This window comes from Marmoricola sp. Leaf446 (assembly GCF_001424755.1).
Lineage (GTDB): Bacteria > Actinomycetota > Actinomycetes > Propionibacteriales > Nocardioidaceae > Marmoricola.
In genome coordinates, this window is record NZ_LMRF01000002.1 from 98523 (window position 1) to 117608 (window position 19086).

General features: G+C 75.5%; 13 protein-coding genes. 8 read left to right on the forward strand and 5 right to left on the reverse strand.

Going from position 1 to position 19086, the window contains the following annotated elements:
- The first annotated feature begins 1 nt into the window (after window position 1).
- Both ASG49_RS08565 and ASG49_RS08570 read left to right on the forward strand, forming a co-directional pair.
- Entirely contained in the window at window positions 2–454 is a 453-nt protein-coding gene (locus tag ASG49_RS08565; protein ID WP_056540273.1) for a MarR family winged helix-turn-helix transcriptional regulator, read from the forward strand.
- Window positions 455–714: 260 nt separating this feature from the next.
- Complete coding sequence (locus ASG49_RS08570) at window positions 715–1476, forward strand: SDR family oxidoreductase (protein ID WP_056540274.1); 762 nt, start codon at window positions 715–717, stop codon at window positions 1474–1476.
- 12 nt (window positions 1477–1488) lie between these two features.
- On the opposite strand, the gene ASG49_RS08575 is transcribed toward ASG49_RS08570, so the two are convergent.
- Both ASG49_RS08575 and ASG49_RS08580 read right to left on the reverse strand, forming a co-directional pair.
- A complete protein-coding gene (locus ASG49_RS08575; RefSeq protein WP_056540276.1) occupies window positions 1489–3030 on the reverse strand; it encodes a PH domain-containing protein in 1542 nt (513 codons plus the stop codon).
- A complete protein-coding gene (locus ASG49_RS08580; protein ID WP_235561985.1) occupies window positions 3027–3590 on the reverse strand; it encodes a PH domain-containing protein in 564 nt (187 codons plus the stop codon). Before ASG49_RS08580 ends, ASG49_RS08575 begins: the two co-directional genes overlap by 4 nt.
- A gap of 110 nt (window positions 3591–3700) precedes the next feature.
- On the opposite strand from ASG49_RS08580, the gene recC reads away from it, so the two are divergent.
- From recC to ASG49_RS08610, 6 genes are all read left to right on the forward strand, one after another.
- The gene (gene recC, locus ASG49_RS08585; protein ID WP_056540280.1) at window positions 3701–7006 is read left to right on the forward strand and encodes an exodeoxyribonuclease V subunit gamma; all 3306 of its coding nucleotides are present in this window, start codon (window positions 3701–3703) and stop codon (window positions 7004–7006) included.
- The gene (locus ASG49_RS08590; RefSeq protein ID WP_235561986.1) at window positions 7003–10380 is read left to right on the forward strand and encodes a UvrD-helicase domain-containing protein; all 3378 of its coding nucleotides are present in this window, start codon (window positions 7003–7005) and stop codon (window positions 10378–10380) included. The genes recC and ASG49_RS08590 overlap by 4 nt, the downstream gene beginning before the upstream one ends.
- Window positions 10377–12194: an exodeoxyribonuclease V subunit alpha gene (recD, locus tag ASG49_RS08595; RefSeq protein WP_082533957.1), complete on the forward strand. Its 1818-nt coding sequence runs from the start codon at window positions 10377–10379 to the stop codon at window positions 12192–12194. Before ASG49_RS08590 ends, recD begins: the two co-directional genes overlap by 4 nt.
- A 2-nt stretch (window positions 12195–12196) precedes the next feature.
- The gene (gene betC, locus ASG49_RS08600; RefSeq protein ID WP_200936259.1) at window positions 12197–13807 is read left to right on the forward strand and encodes a choline-sulfatase; all 1611 of its coding nucleotides are present in this window, start codon (window positions 12197–12199) and stop codon (window positions 13805–13807) included.
- A 68-nt stretch (window positions 13808–13875) separates the two neighbouring features.
- Window positions 13876–14937 carry a CE1758 family FMN-dependent luciferase-like monooxygenase gene (locus ASG49_RS08605; RefSeq protein ID WP_056540287.1) on the forward strand — a complete coding sequence of 354 codons (1062 nt, stop codon included), beginning with the start codon at window positions 13876–13878 and terminating at the stop codon, window positions 14935–14937.
- Window positions 14934–15623: a CE1759 family FMN reductase gene (locus ASG49_RS08610; RefSeq protein ID WP_082533958.1), complete on the forward strand. Its 690-nt coding sequence runs from the start codon at window positions 14934–14936 to the stop codon at window positions 15621–15623. Before ASG49_RS08605 ends, ASG49_RS08610 begins: the two co-directional genes overlap by 4 nt.
- 3 nt (window positions 15624–15626) lie before the next feature.
- Here ASG49_RS08610 and ASG49_RS08615 read toward each other — a convergent pair whose 3' ends face one another.
- The 3 genes from ASG49_RS08615 to ASG49_RS08625 form a co-directional block, all read right to left on the reverse strand.
- Window positions 15627–17153 carry a long-chain fatty acid--CoA ligase gene (locus ASG49_RS08615; protein ID WP_056540290.1) on the reverse strand — a complete coding sequence of 509 codons (1527 nt, stop codon included), beginning with the start codon at window positions 17151–17153 and terminating at the stop codon, window positions 15627–15629.
- A 38-nt stretch (window positions 17154–17191) separates the two neighbouring features.
- Entirely contained in the window at window positions 17192–17989 is a 798-nt protein-coding gene (locus ASG49_RS08620) for an SDR family NAD(P)-dependent oxidoreductase (protein ID WP_056540293.1), read from the reverse strand.
- A 91-nt stretch (window positions 17990–18080) separates the two neighbouring features.
- Entirely contained in the window at window positions 18081–18992 is a 912-nt protein-coding gene (locus tag ASG49_RS08625; RefSeq protein WP_235561987.1) for a M15 family metallopeptidase, read from the reverse strand.
- Window positions 18993–19086: the final 94 nt, after the last annotated feature.

A 19086-nucleotide genomic window follows, 5' to 3' on the forward strand; every position in this document is an offset into this window, starting at 1 on the left:
AGTGAGCGAAGATAGCAGGTGGACGGACGCCTGGGAGCAGACCTCCTCGCTGCTGGCGCTGCGGGAGCTCACCCGGCTCGCAGAGCAGGTCGCCCCGGCGGTGGCCAACCGCGCCGGGCTGACCCACAACGAGCTGCGCACGCTCGAGCACCTCGTCGAGGGCCCGATGGGTCCCGGCGAGCTGAGCCGCGTCCTCGGCGTCAGCTCGGCCGCCTCGTCGGGCATCATCGACCGGCTCGAGGCCCGGGGGCACGCCAGGCGCGTCAGCCACGCCAGCGACGGCCGGCGTACGTCGGTGACGATCAGCGACTCCGGCCGCGCCGAGGTCGTGGGTCACCTGATGCCGATGTTCCGCGAGCTCGCCGAGCTCGACGCCGGCCTCACCGACGCCGAGCGCGAGGTGGTCACGCGCTACCTGCGCGGGGCGGCTCGGGCGATGCGGACGGTGACCTGAGCGGGCAGTTTCACCGGTTAGCCGGTGAAACTGCCCGTCGGTGACCGGAATGTCGGGTCTCACGGGCAGTTTTGCCGGTCGAGCCGCCCGACTTGTCCGTACGCCGCCCGGCTGGCCGCCCACCCGCGCCCGGTGTCTCCCGGGGTGGACCGGGGTGGACCGGGTGGACCGGGGTGGACCCGCCGCTGCCCGACCGATCGGCCACCCCCGCTGCGCGACCCGCGCCCGGACCGTAGGCGTCGCCCGGCAGGATGACCCGCATGGCACCCCACCGACAGACGATCCTCATCACCGGCGCGAGCAGCGGGCTCGGCGCCGAGATGGCCCGGCAGTTCGCCGCCCGGGGCCACGACCTGGCGCTGTGCGCGCGGCGCGCCGAGAAGCTCGACGCGCTGCGTGCCGAGATCGCCGCGTCCCACCCGGAGCGCCGCGTCGAGGTGCGGGCGCTCGACGTGACCGACGACGACCAGGTGTTCTCGGTGTTCCGGTCGTTCGCCGCCGACTTCGGCAGCATCGACCGGGTCGTGGTCAACGCGGGCCTGGGCAAGGGGGCGGCGCTGGGCACCGGCCGCTTCGACGCCAACCGGGAGACCGCGATGACCAACTTCGTCGCCGCGCTCGCGCAGTCCGAGGCGGCGATGGAGCTCTTCCGCGCGCAGGGCCGTGGTCACTTCGTCATGGTGAGCTCGATGTCGGCGATGCGCGGGATGCCGAAGTCGATGACGACGTACGCCGCGACCAAGGCCGGTGCGGCGCACCTCGCCGAGGGGCTGCGCACCGAGCTCTACGGCACCGACATCAAGGTCAGCGTGATTTACCCGGGCTACATCTCCTCGGAGATGAACGACCAGGTCGACCCGAGCAAGGTGCGCGGGATGGTCTCCACCGAGGTGGGCGTGCGCGCGATGGTCGAGGCGATCGAGAAGGAGAAGGCCTCGGCGTGCGTGCCGCCGCTGCCCTGGGCGCCGATGAGCGTGGTGATGCGGCACGCGCCGCTGCCGGTGCTCAAGCGGCTGCTCTGACCCGACGCGGCGTCAGGCCGCCAGGAACGGCGTGAGCAGGCCCGGGGTCGCCGCGTCCGCCAGCGCGACGGCGACGTCGACGGGCACGTCGAGCACCTCCAGCGACTGGCCGCCGGCGGCCGTGGTCGCCACCAGCGTGGCCAGCCCCGCACGGCGCTGGAACCAGGTCTGCTGGAGGTTCCAGCCGATGATCCCGGCGGTGTGCAGGGCGACGTGGCGCCCGCCGACGGTGCCCCAGCGCACCACGAGGTGGTCCTCGACCAGGGCGTGCCCGAGCCGCCGGTAGCGGTCGGCCCCGAGCGCGACCCCGAGCGGCAGCAGCACCACCGCGGCCGTCACCGCGGGCCACCACGGCACCCGGTCGAGCACCGCGGCCACCACGAGCGCGACGACGGGTACGCCGGCGCCGACGACCGCGCGCAGCAGCCGCCGACGGCGGGCGGCCGGCCCGTGGGGGCGCAGGGGCGCCTCGAGGCCGCCGTGGCCCAGGACGCGGGCGGCGGTCGCGAGCGCGACCCCGCGCGGAGCGGCGGGGGCCACGGTCGCGGTGCCCCCGGAGAGCACCGACCCGCCAGCAAGGAGGGCCTCGGTGCCGGCGGCGCCGGTGAGCCGCAGCCCGATCGGCTCGGTCAGGCGGGCGCCGCGCACGCGCGCGACCTCGACGCTGGTCTCCGAGGTGGTGGTCAGGCCGCGACGCACCTGCAGCGAGCGGCCCTGGCGGTCGCGCGTCAGCGTGAACCCCCAGTTGGTGACGAGGTAGCCCAGCACGCCCGAGACCGCGGTCAGCACGAGGAACACCAGGAGCCCGACCCCGACCAGGGGCAGCACGCGCACGTCGCCGAGCCGCTCGTCCAGACCGAGGTCGCTGACCGGGTCGATCCCCACGGCGTCGATGCCCTGCGACCCCACGGCCAGCACCGCGCTGGCGATGACCGCGCCCGAGGCGGTCAGCGGCGCGAAGCGGGCCCAGCGCGGGTCGAACCGGAGCAGCACCTCGTCGGGCTCGGCGACCGGGGCCGGAGGCGGCACGGAGGTCGGGTCCGCGGGCGCGGCGGGGGCGTCCGGGACCGCCTCCGAGCGGTGGAGCAGCAGCGCGCGCAGCTCCCGCGCCTCCGAGGCGGCCAGTCCGTCGAGCGCGAAGCCGTCGTCGCCGGTCACCGAGGCGCTGCCGGTGCTGATCCTGACCTGGGTGAGGCCGAGCAGCCGGTGGATCAGCGGCGCCGTCACCTCGACCGAGCGCACCCGGTCGAGCCGTGCGCTGAGCGTGGTGCGCTGCACCAGGCCGCGCCGCAGCTCCAGCTGGTCGGGGGTGATGCGGAACCGGGTGGAGAAGTACGTCGCGACGCCCAGCAGGACCGGGACGACCACGCCGGCGACCTGCCACCAGGTGCCCCGCGACCCGCCCACGACGACCAGGCCGACCAGCACCGGCAGGAACCGCAGCACCTGCTGCACCGGGTGCACCAGCAGCATCTTGGTGTCGAGGCGGCGCCAGGGCTGCTCGGGGACCGGGGTCGGGTTGGCGGCCGGAGCCGGCACCGGGGGCTCGGTCACGTCGCGTCGCCCGCCTCGGCGGTGGTGCGCCGCGTCAGCTCGGCGACCAGCCGATCGGCGGTGGCCGACTCGATGCCCTCGATCTTGACCGGCCCGGCGGCCGAGGCGGTGGTGACGGTGACGGTGGCCAGGCCGAGGAGCCGGGCGAAGGCGCCCTGCTCGACGTCGACGGTCTGCACCTTGGCCATGGGGGCGATCCGGCGCTCCAGGGAGAGCCAGCCCGACTGGGTGTAGACGGCCGAGTCGGTGCTCTCCCAGCGGTGGACCCGGTAGCGCACGAGCGGCGAGACCACGACGCCGACGACCGCGTTGACGGCCAGCAACGCCCAGACCCACCAGGCCAGGTCGAACCAGTCGAACCAGCGCACGACCAGCAGTCCCGCGAGCAGCAGCAGGTTGCCGGACAACGAGCCCAGCGCCCACATCACGGGAGCGCGGGGGGACACCCGGTGGCGCGGAGGACGCAGCCGCTGGACGGGGGCGTCACCGGCCGCCGATCCGATGCCCGTGGTGGCGTCCGGGGCGGCGAAGGGGTCCTCGGCAGGCTCCGTCGTGCTCACGTCACCAGCCTGTCAGACACGGCCGCGGCCCTGTCGGTGGCGAGGACTAGGGTCGCCCCGTCCCGGTCTCCACCGGGGTCCAGACCCGTCCCCGACCCCCAGGTCCGCCCGTGCCCCTGCTCCTCCACCGCGCCCCGCGGGCCGACGCGCTCGCCGACGGCCTCGCGGCGCTGCTCGCCGAGCCGCCGGAGGACCCGTTCGCCCCGGAGCTGGTGATCGTCCCGGCGCGGGGCGTCGAGCGGTGGCTCAGCCAGCGGCTCTCCCACCGGGTCGGGGCCGCACCGGGGCGGGAGGACGGCCTGTGCGCCGGCGTCGAGCTGCGCTCGCCCGCGAGCCTGGTCGGCGAGGTGCTCGGCACCACCGAGGACGACCCGTGGTCGCCCGACGCGCTCGTCTGGCCGCTGCTCCAGGTCGTCGACGAGGCGGCGGGCGAGCCCTGGTGCCAGACGCTGAGCCTCCACCTCGGGCACGAGCACGAGGGCGAGGAGCGCGAGCTGCGTCGGGGCCGTCGCTACGCCACGGCGCGGCGGCTCGCGCGCCACCTCGCGGCGTACGCCGTGCAGCGCCCGTCGCTGCTCACCGACTGGGAGGCGGGCCGCGACACCGACGGCGCCGAGGGAGTGCTCGACCCCGACCTCACCTGGCAGCCCGAGCTGTGGCGGCGGCTGGTCGCCCGGGTGGGGGCGCCGTCGCCGGTGGTGCGGCACCGCGAGGTCTGCGACGCGCTGGGCTCGGGCGAGCTGGACCCCGACCTGCCGGCCCGGCTCTCGCTGTTCGGCCACACCCGGCTGCCGGTCACCGAGGTGCGGCTGCTCGCGGCGCTCGGCGAGCGCCGTGAGGTCCACCTCTGGCTGCCGCACCCCTCCCCGGCGTCGTGGGCGGCCCTCACCGACCTCACCGGTTCGGTGGCCCGTGACGACGACCCCGCCCGGCGCCGGGTGCACCACCCGCTGCTCGCCTCGCTCGGCCGGGACCTGCGCGAGCTGCAGCGCTCGCTGCAGGAGGTCGGCCCCCTCGACGTCACGTCAGCGACGGAGGACCCGGCGGGTCCGGGGGAGACGACGCTGCTCGGCTGGTTGCAGGCCGACCTCGCCGCCGACCGCTCCCCCGACGAGGCCGGGCTCGACCGGGTGCTGCGCGGGGACGACCGCAGCGTCCAGGTCCACGCCTGCCACGGTCCGGCCCGCCAGGTCGAGGTGCTCCGTGAGGTGCTCCTCGGGCTGCTCGCCGACGACCCGACCCTGGAGCCGCGCGACGTCGTGGTGATGTGCCCCGACATCGAGGCCTACGCCCCGCTCGTCTCCGCCGCCTTCGGGATGGGGGAGATCGGCAGCCACCCCGGCCACCGGCTGCGCGTGCGGCTCGCCGACCGTTCGCTGACCCAGACCAACCCGCTGCTCGCCGTGGTGGAGCGCCTGCTCGACCTGGCCGGGGGCCGGGCCGAGGCCAGCGTGGTGCTCGACCTGCTGGCGACCGAGCCGGTGCGCCGTCGCTTCGGGCTCACCGAGAGCGACCTGGAGACCCTCACCGACTGGGTCGAGAAGGCCGGGGTGCGCTGGGCCTTCGACGGCGAGCACCGCCGTGACTTCGGCCTCGAGCGGTTCGTGCAGAACACCTGGCGATTCGGGATCGACCGGGTGCTGACCGGGGTGGCGGTGAGCGACGACGCCGACCGCTACTTCGGCGCCACGCTGCCGCTCGACGACGTCGGCTCCACCAGCATCGACCTCGCCGGCCGGCTGGCCGAGGCCCTCGACCGGGTGCAGCGCCTGGCCGGGGCGCTCACCGGCAGCCACCCGGTCGACCACTGGCTGACCACGATCGGCCGTGCGGTCGAGGAGCTGACGCTCGTGCCCCGGGGCGAGGAGTGGCAGACCGCGCAGGTCCACCGCGAGCTTGCCCAGGTGCTCGACGCCAGCGCCCGCTCCTGGGCCGGCGACCTCGAGCTGCGGCTGCCCGACGTGCGCTCCCTGATGGCCGAGCGGCTGGCCGGGCGCCCCACCCGCGCCAACTTCCGCACCGGCACCCTCACCGTCGCCACGATGGTGCCGATGCGCTCGGTGCCCCACCGGGTGGTGTGCCTGCTCGGGCTCGACGACGGCTCCTTCCCCCGCGTGGGGGCGGTGGACGGCGACGACGTGCTGGCCCGGCGCCCGCTCACGGGGGAGCGCGACGTCCGCAGCGAGGACCGCCAGCTGATGCTCGACGCCGTGGTCGCGGCCACCGAGCACCTCGTGGTGACCTACACCGGGGCCCACGAGACGACCGGCGCCCCGCGTCCTCCGGCCGTGCCGCTGGGCGAGCTGCTCGACGCCGTGGAGCTGACCGTCCCCGGCGGGCGCGACCACGTGCTCCGCTCCCACCCGCTGCAGGCCTTCGACCAGGACAACCTGGTCCCGCCGCGCCCGTTCTCCTTCGACGGCGCCGCCCTCGCCGGGGCGCGCGCAGCGGCCCGGCCCCGGGAGGCGCCGCCCGCCCTGGCCGGGGCGGTGCTGCCGCGTCCGGGGGGCGACGTCGAGCTCGCCGAGCTGTCGGCCTTCCTGCGCCACCCGGTCCGTCACTTCCTGCGCCGGCGGCTCGAGGTGGCCCTGCCCGACGAGGGCGAGGAGGTCACCGACGGGCTGCCCGTCGACCTCGACGGACTGCAGCAGTGGCAGGTGGGGGAGCGGCTGCTGGCCGACCTGCTGCTGGGCCGCACCCCGGGACAGGCGCGCGACCGCGAGTGGCGCCGGGGCGTGCTGCCGCCGGGCCGCCTCGGCTGGGACCTCGCCAAGCGACTGGCCGACCAGGCGCTGCCGGTCGCCGAGCTGGTCGACTCGGTGACGCAGGGCCAGCGCGCGACCGCGCGCGACGTCGACGTCGACCTCGGCGACGGCCGCCGGCTGCGCGGCACGGTGACCGGCATCCACGGCACCCGGGTGGTGCGCCACAGCTACTCCCGGCTCGGTCCGCGGCACTACCTCGACGCCTGGGTCCCGCTCCTCGCGCTGTGCGCCGACAGCCCCGGCCGCGGCTGGACCGCGGGCTCGGTGGGTCGGGGCCGCTTCCGCAGCCAGCCGACCGCCCGGGCCGCCTTCGCGCCCGTCGAGGAGGCCACCGTCCGGCTGCGCGAGCTGGTCGCGATCTACGACGCGGGCACCGCCGCGCCGCTGCCGCTGCCGCTCCGGACCGGCCACGCCTGGGCCGCCAACCCGCGCGCGGCGCGCCCCAAGGCCGAGGCCGAGTGGTCGCGGGCGCGGTTCGGCCCGGAGTGCGAGGACGAGGCCCACGTCCGGGTCTGGGGGGCCGACGCCCCGCTCGCGCGGCTGCTCGAGCAGCGTCCGCTGTCCGGCGAGGAGCGCGAGGGCCAGACCACGCGGCTCGGCGCGCTCGCCACCACGCTGTGGCGCCCCGTCCTGGATCGGGCGCGGTCGTGAGCGCCCCGACCGCCGGCACGCCGGTGCGCCCCGCGCCCACGCCCTTCGACCCGCTCGGCGAGCTGCCGACCGGCACCGCGCTGCTCGAGGCGAGCGCCGGGACCGGCAAGACCTGGGCCGTGGGGGCGCTGGTCACCCGCTACGTCGCCGAGGGTCGTGCCCGGCTCGACGAGCTCCTCGTCATCACCTTCGGCCGCGCCGCCAGCCAGGAGCTGCGCGAGCGCGTCCGCGAGCAGCTCGTGGCCGCGGAGCGGGCGCTCGCCGACCCGGTCGCGGCCCGGGCCGCCGGCGGCCTGACCGGCCTGCTCGCCGGTGCCGACGACGACGAGGTCGCCCAGCGGCGCGAGCGGCTGCGCCAGGCCCTGGCCGACTTCGACGGCGCCACCATCGCCACCACCCACCAGTTCTGCCAGCAGGTGCTGCGCTCGCTCGGCGTCGCCGGCGACACCGACACCGGCGCCGAGCTGGTCGAGCAGCTCGACGACCTCGTGGTCGAGGTGGTCGACGACCTCTTCCTGGCCCGCTACGGCGACCTCGCCCGGCCCCCCTTCACCCGGGAGGTGGCGCTCGGTGTCGCCCGCGTCGCCACCGGCGACCCGCAGTCGCTGCTCGTCGCCGAGGGTGCCGAGGGCTCGCCGGCGGTGGAGCGCCGCGACTTCGGCGAGGCGGTCCGCGCGGAGCTGGAGCGCCGCAAGCGCCGCCGCGGCGTCCTGTCCTACGACGACCTCCTCTCCCGCCTCCGCGACGCGCTGCGCCATCCCGACTCCCCGGCCCGCGCGCGGATGCAGCACCGCTGGCACACCGTGCTGGTCGACGAGTTCCAGGACACCGACCCGGTGCAGTGGCAGGTGCTCGACCTCGCCTTCGGCGGCGCCGCCACGATGGTGCTCATCGGCGACCCCAAGCAGGCGATCTACGCCTTCCGGGGCGGCGACGTGGTGACCTACCTCGACGCCGCCGGCACCGCGGTCGAGCACCGCACGCTGGCCACCAACTGGCGCAGCGACGCCCCCCTGGTCGACGCGCTGCAGGCGCTGCTGGGCGGCGCCGAGCTCGGTGACCCGCGCATCACCGTGCACCCGGTGGCGGCCCACCACGCCACCTCGCGGCTCACCGGGGCCCCGCGCCCGGCGCCGCTGCGGCTCCGCGTGGTCGACGGCCCCTCCGGTGAGAGCGGCGGGGGCACGCTCTCGGTCGACGCCGCCCGGCGCCACGTCGCCACCGACCTGGCCGACGACGTCGCGGCCCTGCTCGGGTCCGGGGCACGTCACGACGGCGAGCCGCTGCAGCCCGAGCACCTCGCGGTGCTGGTCTACAGCCTGCGCCACGTCGAGCTGTTCCAGCGGGCGCTGGCCGCCAAGGGCGTCGCCTCGGTCGTGCACGGGGGCAGCAGCGTGCTGCTGACCGAGGCCGGGCGGGAGTGGCTGACCCTGCTCGAGGCGCTGGAGCAGCCCCACCGCGCCGCCCGGGTCCGGTCGGTCGCCCTCGGCCCGTTCGTCGGCCTGACGCCGACGGCGCTCGACGCCGGCGGGGAGGACGTCACCGACGAGGTCGGCGAGCGGGTGCGCCGCTGGCTCGACCTGGTGCGGGCGCGCGGCATCGCGGCGGTGCACGAGGCCGTGGTGGCCGACGGGCTCGCCGAGCGTGTCCTGGCCCGGCCCGACGGCGAGCGGCTGCTCACCGACCTGCACCACCTCGGGCAGGTGCTCCACGACGAGGCCCACCGCGAGGGCCTCGGCGTCACCGGCCTGCTGGAGTGGCTGCGCAGCGAGCGCCGGGCCGCGGTCGGCAGCAACGCCCGCACCCGTCGTCTCGACACCGACGCCCGGGCGGTGCAGCTGGTGACGATCCACGCCAGCAAGGGCCTGCAGTACCCCGTCGTCTACCTCCCCCTGGCCTTCAACAAGTGGGTGCCCGACGACGAGGTCCCGCTCTTCCACGACGCCGAGGGCCACCGCACCCGCGACGTCGGCGGCACCCGCGACGGCCGCTCGGTGCGGCGCCACCGCGAGGAGCAGGCCGGCGAGGAGCTGCGGCTGACCTATGTCGCGCTCACCCGCGCCCAGAGCCAGGTGGTGGCCTGGTGGGCGCCCACGCGCGACAGCGTCAACGCCGGCTGGTCGCGGCTGCTGCTCGGCCGCACGCCCGGCAGCCCGACCGTGGCGACCCGGCTCGACGCCGTCCCCGGTCCGCGCGAGGCACGCCAGGCCTTCGAGCGCTGGGAGCAGGCCGGTGCCCTGGTCGTCGAGGACTCCGTGCCGACCGGGGCGCCGGCGCTGCCGCCCGGCGAGGGCACCCCCCGTCTCGACGTACGGCGGTTCGACCGGACCGTCGACACCGACTGGCGTCGCACCTCCTACTCCGGGCTGATCCGCGCCGAGGAGCAGGCCGCGACGCCGGGGACCGACGGTGCCACCACCGAGACCGAGCCCGAGCTCGCCGGCACCACCGACGAGCGCGACGGGGCCGAGGACGACCTGCCCGCCACCCCCGCCCCGGCCCGGGAGGACGCCGCCGACCTGCCCTCGCCGATGGACGGCCTGCCCGCCGGCGCGACGCTGGGCTCGCTGGTCCACGGCGTCCTCGAGCACGCCGACCCGGCCGCCCCCGACCTCCTCGCCGAGCTGGAGCTGCGGGTGGAGCAGGAACGCCGCTGGTGGGCGGTGGAGACGCCGACCCCCGAGCTGGCGCAGGCGCTGCTGCCGTCCCAGCACACGCCCCTCGGACCCCTGGTCGGCGACCGCACCCTGGCCGACATCGGGCTGCGCGACCGGCTGCGCGAGCTCGACTTCGAGATCCCGCTCGCGGGCGGCGACCGCCCCGGGGCGCAGGTGCCGCTGGCGGCGATGGCCGACGTGCTGCGCCGCCACCTCCCCGCCGACGACCCGATGCGGCCCTACGCCGAGCGGCTGGAGGCACCCGGGCTCGGCGACCAGCTGCTGCGCGGCTACCTCAGCGGCTCGATCGACGTGGTGCTGCGGGTCGGCGAGGGGGCCGAGCAGCGCTTCGTGGTGGTCGACTACAAGACCAACCGGCTGGGTGAGCCGGGTGCCCCGATCACCGCCCTCGACTACGCCCCGGCCGCGCTCGACGCCGCGATGCTGCACTCCCACTACCCGCTCCAGGCGCTGCTCTACTCCGTGGTGCTGCACCGCTACCTGCGCTGGCGGCTGCTCGGCTACGACCCGGAGGTCCACCTCGGCGGGGTGCTCTACCTCTACCTGCGCGGCCTCTGCGGACCGGAGACCCCGCGCGTCGACGGCGTGCCCTGCGGCGTCTTCAGCTGGCGGCCGCCGGCCGCGCTGGTCGTCGAGCTCTCCGAGCTGCTCGACGGCCGACCCGATCCGGTGCCGACCCCGGGAGGGGCGCGATGACCGCGACCACCACGAGCCCGTGGACCGACCCGGGCGACCGGCGCCGCGTGCTCGGCGCCACCGGGCTGCTGGCGACCTTCAACCACCCCGAGGTGCTGGCGGCCGCAGACGTCCACGTCGCCCAGCGGCTGGGGTCGCTGGCCGAGGAGACCGACGACCAGGTGCTGCTCGCCGTCGCGCTCGCCGTGCGCGCGGTGCGCACCGGCTCGGTGTGCCTCGACCTCGCGACCATCGGGTCGCTGCCGCTCGAGGACGACGTCGCGCTGCCCTGGCCCGAGCCGGCGGCCTGGACCGCGGCGGTGGCGGGCAGTGCGTTGGTCGCGCAGCAGCTGCTGCGCCTCGACGGCACCCGCCTCTACCTCGACCGCTACTGGCGCGAGGAGGGCCAGGTCTGCGACGACCTCGTCGCCCGGGTGCGCCGCGAGCCGCCCGAGGTCGACCTCGGGCTCCTCGAGGCCGGGCTGGAGCGGGTCTTCCCCGGCGAGGGGTACGCCGAGCAGCGCGACGCCGCCCGCGGGGCCGCCGTCCGCTGGACCACCGTGCTCACCGGCGGCCCCGGCACCGGCAAGACCACCACCGTGGCCGGCCTGCTCACCCTGGTCGCCGAGCAGCACGAGCTGCTGACCGGCCGGCCGCCCCGGATGGCGCTCAGCGCCCCGACCGGCAAGGCCGCTGCCCGGCTCCAGGAGGCCGTGCAGGAGGCGACCGAGCGGCTCGCCCCGGCCGACCAGGAGCGGCTCGGCGTGCTGCAGGCCTCCACCCTCCACCGGCTGCTCGGCTGGCGGCCCGACAGCCGGGTGCGGTTCCGTCACCACCGCGGCAACCGGCTGCCGCACGACGTCGTGGTCGTCGACGAGACCTCGATGGTCTCGCTGACGATGATGGCCCGGCTGCTGGAGGCGATGCGGCCCGACGCCCGGCTCGTGCTCGTGGGCGACCCCGACCAGCTGGCCTCGGTGGAGGCCGGGGCGGTGCTGGCCGACCTGGTCGCGGGCCTCGAGGACAGCGCGGACTCCCCGGTGGCCGCGCTGCGCCGCACGCACCGCTTCGGCGCCCGCATCGGCGCCCTGGCCGACGCGCTGCGCACCGGCGACGCCGACGCCGCACTGGCCCAGCTGCGCGCCGGCGGCGGTGAGGTCGAGCTCGTCGACGCCGCCGACGAGGCCGCGATGACCCGGTTCCGCGACGAGGTGGCCGACGTCGCCGTCGAGCTGCGCCGCACGGGCGAGGCGGGCGACCGGACCGGCGCGCTCGCGGCGCTGGGCGGCCACCGGCTGCTGTGCGCCCACCGCGAGGGCCCCTACGGCGTCGGCGGCTGGAACCGCCTGGTCGAGCGGCTGGTCGCGGAGCGCACCGGCGTCACCCACTACGACGAGTGGTACGCCGGCCGCCCGATCCTGGTGACCGCCAACGACTACGACCAGCTGCTCAACAACGGCGACATGGGGGCGACCGTCCGCGACGAGGAGGGCCGGCTGCGCGTGGTGGTCCAGGTCGGTGGCGCCACCCGCGAGCTGGCCACCAGCCGGCTGGCGGGGGTGGAGACCGTGCACGCGATGACGGTGCACAAGTCGCAGGGGTCCCAGGCGCGGGTGGTGAGCGTGGTGCTGCCCGACGAGCAGTCCCGCCTGCTCACCCGCGAGCTGTTCTACACCGCCGTTACGCGGGCCCAGGAGCGGGTCCGCGTGGTCGGCACCGAGGCCGCGGTGCGGGCCGCGGTCTCGCGCGAGGTGCAGCGCGCGAGCGGCCTGCGCGAGCGGTTGCGTGGCGCGCTGGCGGAGACCCCCGGCAGGGGTGTCACACTCCAGGAGTGACCGTGAAGCCTCCCGCGGAGCGACCCAACATCCTGGTCGTGATGTTCGACCAGGTCCCCCCCGACGCCCTCGGGTGCTACGGCAACGCGGCCGCGCGGACGCCCACCATCGACCGGCTCGCGCGCGAGGGCGTGGTCTTCGACGCGGCGTACTCCAACAGCCCGCTGTGCACCCCTGCGCGCTACTGCATGATGACCGGCCAGCTGCCCTCGGCGACCCGCGGCTACGACAACGCGGCCTACCTCGCGACCACCGTGCCGACCTTCGCCCACCTCGCCCGGTCGGCGGGCTACCGCACCGTGCTCGACGGCAAGATGCACTTCGTCGGCCCCGACCAGCTGCACGGGTTCGAGGAGCGGCGCACCACCGACATCTACCCCGCCGACTTCGGCTGGACCCCCGACTGGCTGCAGCCAGACGAGCGCGTCGACTGGTGGATGCACAACATGGACGCCGTCACCCAGGCCGGCGTCGCCGAGGTCACCAACCAGCTGCTCTTCGACGACGAGGTCGGCCACCAGGGCGTGCGGGCGCTGCAGGAGCTGGCCCGCGACGACGACGAGCGGCCCTGGATGCTGGTCGTCTCCTTCACCCACCCCCACGACCCCTACGTCACCCGCTCGCAGTACTGGGACCGGTTCGAGGGCGTCGACATCCCGCTGCCCCGCATCCGCCAGGGCGAGGTGCCGCTCGACCCGCACACCGCGCGGCTGCGCCACGTGAGCGCGATGGACGAGGTCGAGATCACCGAGCGCGACGTACGCCGGGCCCGGCGGGCCTACTACGGCAACGTGTCCTACCTCGACGACTGGACCGCCCGGCTGCTCTCGACCATGAAGGGCCTCGGGGTCGACGACGACACCGTGGTGATGGTCGTGGCCGACCACGGCGACATGCTCGGCGAGCGCGGGCTCTGGTACAAGATGAACTTCTTCGAGGGCGCGGCCCGGATCCCCCTGGTGATCCACAGCCCCTCCCGGTTCGCGCCCAAGCGGGTGGCCGCGCCCGTCTCGCTCGTCGACGTGCTGCCCACGCTGACCGAGCTGGTCGGCGAGGGCGTGCCGACGCTGGTCGACCCGATGCCCGGCCACTCGCTGCTCGGCCTGTGCCGCGACCCCGGCGCCCCGGACGAGCGGCCCGACGTCGAGCCGGTGCCACGCGAGGTGGTCGGCGAGTACATGGGCGAGGGCGCGATCGCGCCGATCGTGATGATCCGGCGCGGCACCTGGAAGTTCGTGCACTCGCCGGTCGACCCCGACCAGCTCTACGACCTCGCCGACGACCCCGACGAGCGGGTCAACCTGGCCGAGGACCCGGCGTACGCCGCCCGCGTGCGCCAGCTGCGCACCGAGGTCGCGGCCCGCTGGGACCTCGACCGGCTCAACGCCGACGTGCTCGCCGACCAGGCCCGGCGACGGCTGATCTGGCACGCGCTGCGCCAGGGCACGGTGACGCCGTGGGAGTACGACCCGCCGTACGACGGCCGGCAGCTCTACATGCGCAACCACCTCGACCTCAACGAGGTGGAGCGCAGTGCGCGCTTCCCACGGCCGACCGAGGTGCCCGACCGGTTCCTCGACCCCGACGTCGTGGAGCCCCAGCGCCCGGCCTGACGCGCGCGTGGAATAGGGTGACGTGTCACGTAGTTGAGCCAGCAACTACCAGCGCACCGGAGGCACCCATGGAGTTCGGCATCTTCACCGTCGGCGACGTCACCACCGACCCCACGACGGGCCGGACCCCGACCGAGCACGAGCGGATCAAGGCCACCGTCGAGATCGCCCGCAAGGCCGAGGAGGTCGGGCTCGACGTCGTCGCGGTCGGCCAGCACCACAACCCGCCCTTCGTCGCGAGCTCGCCCACGACGACCATGGCCTACATCGGGGCGCAGACCGAGCGGATCAAGCTCTCGACCAGCACCACGCTTATCACCACCACCGACCCGGTGCGCATCGCCGAGGACTACGCCACGCTGCAGCACCTGCTCGACGGCCGGATGGACCTCATGCTCGGCCGCGGCAACACCGGCCCGGTCTACCCCTGGTTCGGCAAGGACATCCGCGAGGGCATCCCGCTGGCGATCGAGAACTACGCGCTGCTCCACCGCCTGTGGCGCGAGGAGAACGTCGACTGGCAGGGCAAGTTCCGCACGCCGCTGCAGGGCTTCACCGCGACGCCGCGGCCGCTCGACGGCGAGGCGCCGTTCGTCTGGCACGGCTCGATCCGCAGCCCCGAGATCGCCGAGCAGGCGGCCTACTACGGCGACGGGTTCTTCTCCAACCACATCTTCTGGCCCGCCTCGCACACCGCGCGGATGGTCGAGTTCTACCGCCAGCGCTTCGAGCACTACGGCCACGGCCGCGCCGAGGACGCCGTGGTCGGGCTCGGTGGCCAGGTCTACCTCGGCCGCACCCACGAGCAGGCCGTGAACGAGTTCCGGCCCTACTTCGACAACGCGCCCGTCTACGGCCACGGTCCCTCGCTCGAGGACTTCACCCGGCAGACCCCGCTGACCGTCGGCACCCCGGCCGAGGTCGTCGAGCGCACCCTGTCGTTCCGGGAGTACGCCGGCGACTACCAGCGCCAGCTCTTCCTGATCGACCACGCCGGGCTGCCGCTGAGCACGGTCCTGCACCAGCTCGACCTGCTCGGCGAGGTCGTGGCCTCGCTGCGCACCGAGCTCGGCCTGGCCGCCGTCCCGACGCAGACCCCGGCCGCCTCGGCCTCGGGGAGCGCGGCATGAGCGACCCGATCCCGTTCCGTCGGACCTCGCCGGGTGCGCCCGGCGGGGCCGGCCGGGCGGTCGACGTACGCCGGGTCGTGGTCGTCTCGGCCGGGCTGTCCGACCCCTCCTCGACCAAGCTGCTCGCCGACCTGCTCGCCGAGGCGACCACCCGGGTCGCGACCGAGCGGGGTGCCGTCGTCGAGGTCCAGCACGTCGAGCTGCGGGCCCTGGCCCACGGCCTCACCGACGCGCTGCTGACCGGCTTCGCCAGCGGCGAGGTCGCGACGGCGCAGGCCCAGGTCGCGGCGGCCGACGCCGTCGTGGCGGTGACGCCGGTGTTCAGCGCGTCCTACAGCGGGCTGTTCAAGACCTTCTTCGACGTCCTGGAGCGGGGCACCCTGGACGGGGTGCCGGTCCTGGTCGCGGCCACGGCGGGCACCGCCCGCCACAGCCTCGTGCTCGACCACGCGCTGCGGCCGCTGTTCTCCTACCTGCACGCGGCGGTGCTCCCGACCGGTGTCTTCGCCGCCAGCGAGGACTGGGCGCGCGGGGGCGCCGACAGCGCCCTGCGCACCCGGATCGACCGTGCGGCCGGCGAGCTCGTCGACCGGCTCGTCGGTCCCCGGGCCCAGGCCGAGCGGCTCGACCAGTTCGACCGCGACGTCGCCGCGATGGGGTCGTTCGAGGACCTGCTCGGCGGCTGAGCCTCAGAGGCCGGCCTTGACCTCGTTCTTGAGGACCTTGCCCACCTTGGAGCGCGGCAGGTCGGGCCAGACGTGGACCTGCTTGGGCGTCTTGACCGAGCCGATCCGCGCCTTGACGAAGGCCCGCACCTCGTCGGGGTCGACCTCGGCGCCGGGGTGCGGCTGCACCACCGCCTCCACCCGCTCGCCCCACTTCTCGTCGGGACGGCCGACCACGGCGCAGTCGAGGACGGCGGGGTGGGCGAGCAGCGCCTGCTCGACCTCGGTGGAGTACACGTTGAAGCCGCCGGTGATGATCATGTCCTTGGCCCGGTCGACGACGAACAGGTAGCCGTCCTCGTCGAGGTAGCCGATGTCGCCGGTGTGGTGCCACCCGTGGCGCGAGGCCTCCGCGGTGGCCTCGGGGTCGCGGTGGTAGCCCGCCATCACCAGCGACCCGCGCACCACGATCTCGCCACGCTCCCCGACGGGGAGCAACCCCCCGTCCTCGGCCATCACGCCCAGCTGCACCAGCGGGGTCGGTCGACCGGCCGAGGCCAGCCGCTCGGTCGCGACCGAGCCGTCGGCGCGGTAGTGGTCGGCCGGGGCCATCGTCGAGATCATCATCGGCGCCTCGGTCTGCCCGAACAGCTGTCCCATCGGCCCGATCCGCCGCAGCGCCTCCTCCAGCCGGGTGGTCGACATCGGCGCGGCGCCGTACCAGAAGCACTGCAGCGCCGAGAGGTCCGTGGCGTCCAGCCGCGGGTGCCCGAGCACGAGGTAGACCAGCGTCGGCGGCAGGAAGGTGTGGGTCACCCGGTGCCGCTCCAGCAGGTCGAGGAAGCCCCCGACGTCGGGGCTGCGCATCACCACGACCTCGCCACCCAGGGCGAGCACCGGGAAGCAGAGCACGCCGGCGGCGTGGGTGAGGGGCGCGAGCGCGAGGTAGGTCGGCCGCCCCTCGAACGGGTAGCTCATCAGGGTCAGCGCCGTCATCGTCTCCAGGTTGCGCTGGGTCAGCATCACGCCCTTGGGTCGGCCGGTGGTGCCCCCGGTGCCGACGAGCATCGCCACGTCGTCGGCCCGCGCGGGCGGGGTGTCGATCGGCGCGTCGGCGCCCCTCGCGAGGAACTCCTGCCACGACAGCGCGCCCCCGACCTCGCCGTCGAGGCACACCAGGTGGGCCAGCTGCGGCAGGTCGTCGCGGATAGCGGCCACCAGCGGGGCGAACGCGACCTGGAAGACCAGCACCCGGCAGCCGTAGAGTTCGAGCAGCTCATGGTTCTCGGCCGCCTCGTTGCGGGGGTTGACCGGGCACCAGGTGGCCCCGGCCCGGCTGATGCCGAACACGGTGGTGAACGCGACGGGGTCGTTGGCCGAGAGGATCGCGACGCTCGCGCCGGGGGCGACGTCGAGGGCGACCAGGGACGCCGCGATCCGGTGCGAGAGCGCCTGCGTCTCGGCGTACGACGCGCTGGTGCCGTCGGTGGTCAGGCAGGGTGCGTCGGGCCCGAGCGAGGCGCCCTTGTCGAGGTAGTCGCACAGCCGCACGGGTCAGCCCCCGGCGTACGCGGTCCGGGCCGGGGTCCTCACATGCCCATCCCGCCGTCGACGGGCAGCCCGGCGCCGGTGACGAAGCGCGCGGCGTCGGAGGCCAGGAACACGACCGCGTCGGCCATGTCCTCCACGGTGCCCAGGCGTCCGGCCGGGGTCAGCTCGACGACGGCGCCGACCGCCTCCTCGGCGGAGGGGAACAGCCCGATCTCGGCCACGTCGTTGGCCAGGCCGGCGCCCATCGCGGTCGGCACCAGGCCGGGGTAGACGCAGTTGACCCGGACGCCGTAGCCGAGCTTGCCGGCCTCCGTGGCGGCGACCCGGGTGAGCCGGTCGACGGCCGACTTGGTGGCGGAGTAGACCGAGATGCCCGGGAAGGCGATGGTCGCGGCCACCGAGGCGACGTTGACGATCGCGCCGCCCTGGCCGGCGACGCCACCCGGTCGCATCGCGCGCAGGCCGTGCTTGAGGCCGAGGGTCGTGCCGAGCACGTTGACCTCGAGCATGGTGCGGACGTCGGCCGCCTCGACCTCGGTGATCAGGCTGGTGATCTCCACACCCGCGTTGTTGACGAGCACGTCGAGGCCCCCGAGCAGCCCGGCGGCCTCGGCCACCGCGCTCTCCCAGCCGGCGTCGTCGGTCACGTCGAGGCGCACGAAGCCGTGGCCCTCGCCCGGCAGCGCCTCGGCCACGGCCCGGCCCACGTCCTCCTGGAGGTCGGCCACGACGACGCGGGCGCCGGCGGCCGCCAGCGCCTTGGCCATACCCTCGCCGAGGCCCTGGGCGGCTCCGGTGACGAACGCCTTGCGGCCGGTCAGGTCGAACACGCTCATGACGCTCTCCTCGGGGTCGGTGTGACGTGCACCACCCTCGGTGGTGCCCCCGTGGGCGTCAAGGACCGGCCGGCGGCGGCCCGGCAGAGGTCTAGCGACCGTTCTCGCTGAAGTGCTGGTAGTCCTCCAAGGTGCGCCAGTCGCCGCCCCACTCCCACCCGATCGCGGCGAACGCCGCCACGACCGGCCCGTCGGGCGTGATCACGCCGGGTCGCACCCGGTCGCGGTCGAGGTACGCCGAGGCGAGCTCCGGCAGCACGTCGTCGCCGCGCCGGTAGGGGTTCTGGAACGGGTTGACGTCGACGGCCAGGCCCAGGGCGTGCTGGCTGGTGACGCTCGACCCGCGCACCGGGCGGCAGGCGAGCGCGCCCGTGGTGTTGCCGTCGCCGGTCGGCGGGGCGTCCAGCTCGTCGCGCCGGGTGATCCGCAGCTCCTCCATCGGGAAGCGTGCCTCCCACAGCCGGCGGAAGACGCCGACCAGGTCCTCGGCCACCCGGGCGGCGACCAACAGCTCGCCCGTGTGCCGCTCGCCGTCGAACCCGCGGAAGGTCAGTCGCACCCAGGCCAGGTCGGCCGGCCCGACGGGGCAGCCGGGCCGCCAGGTCGAGCGCCTCACGACTCGCTGCGGCGTCGGGCTGACCACCCGGGAGGCGAACCCCCGGCCGGGCAGGGGGCCCAGGGTGTCCGGCAGCGTGAAGCGTCGTACGCGCAGCTCGGGCGGGGTCGGGCGCACCACCCCGAATCCGTTCTCCTGCAGCGGCAGCACCCGGGTGCCGAGCCAGGCGGGCGGGACGGTGCCGGGCGCCGGGTCGGGGGCGGGCGTCCGGGTCGGGGTGTCCGTCGGGCTGGTCGACGGGGCTGGGCTGGTCGGGGCCGGGCTGCTCGGGCTCGTGGTCGGGCTGGGCGTCGGCGTCGCCTCCGGAGGGTCGGTGCCGCCGCACGCGGCCAGCATCGCCAGGGCGGCCGCGACGAGGGCGGCGGCAGCGCGGCGTACGACGATCACGGGACGAGTCTCGCCGACCGCGGGGGTGGTCGGTCCGGTGCGCGACGGGCCGTCCGCCCCCCGGCGTACGACTCGGCAGCCTTTGCTGGTGCTT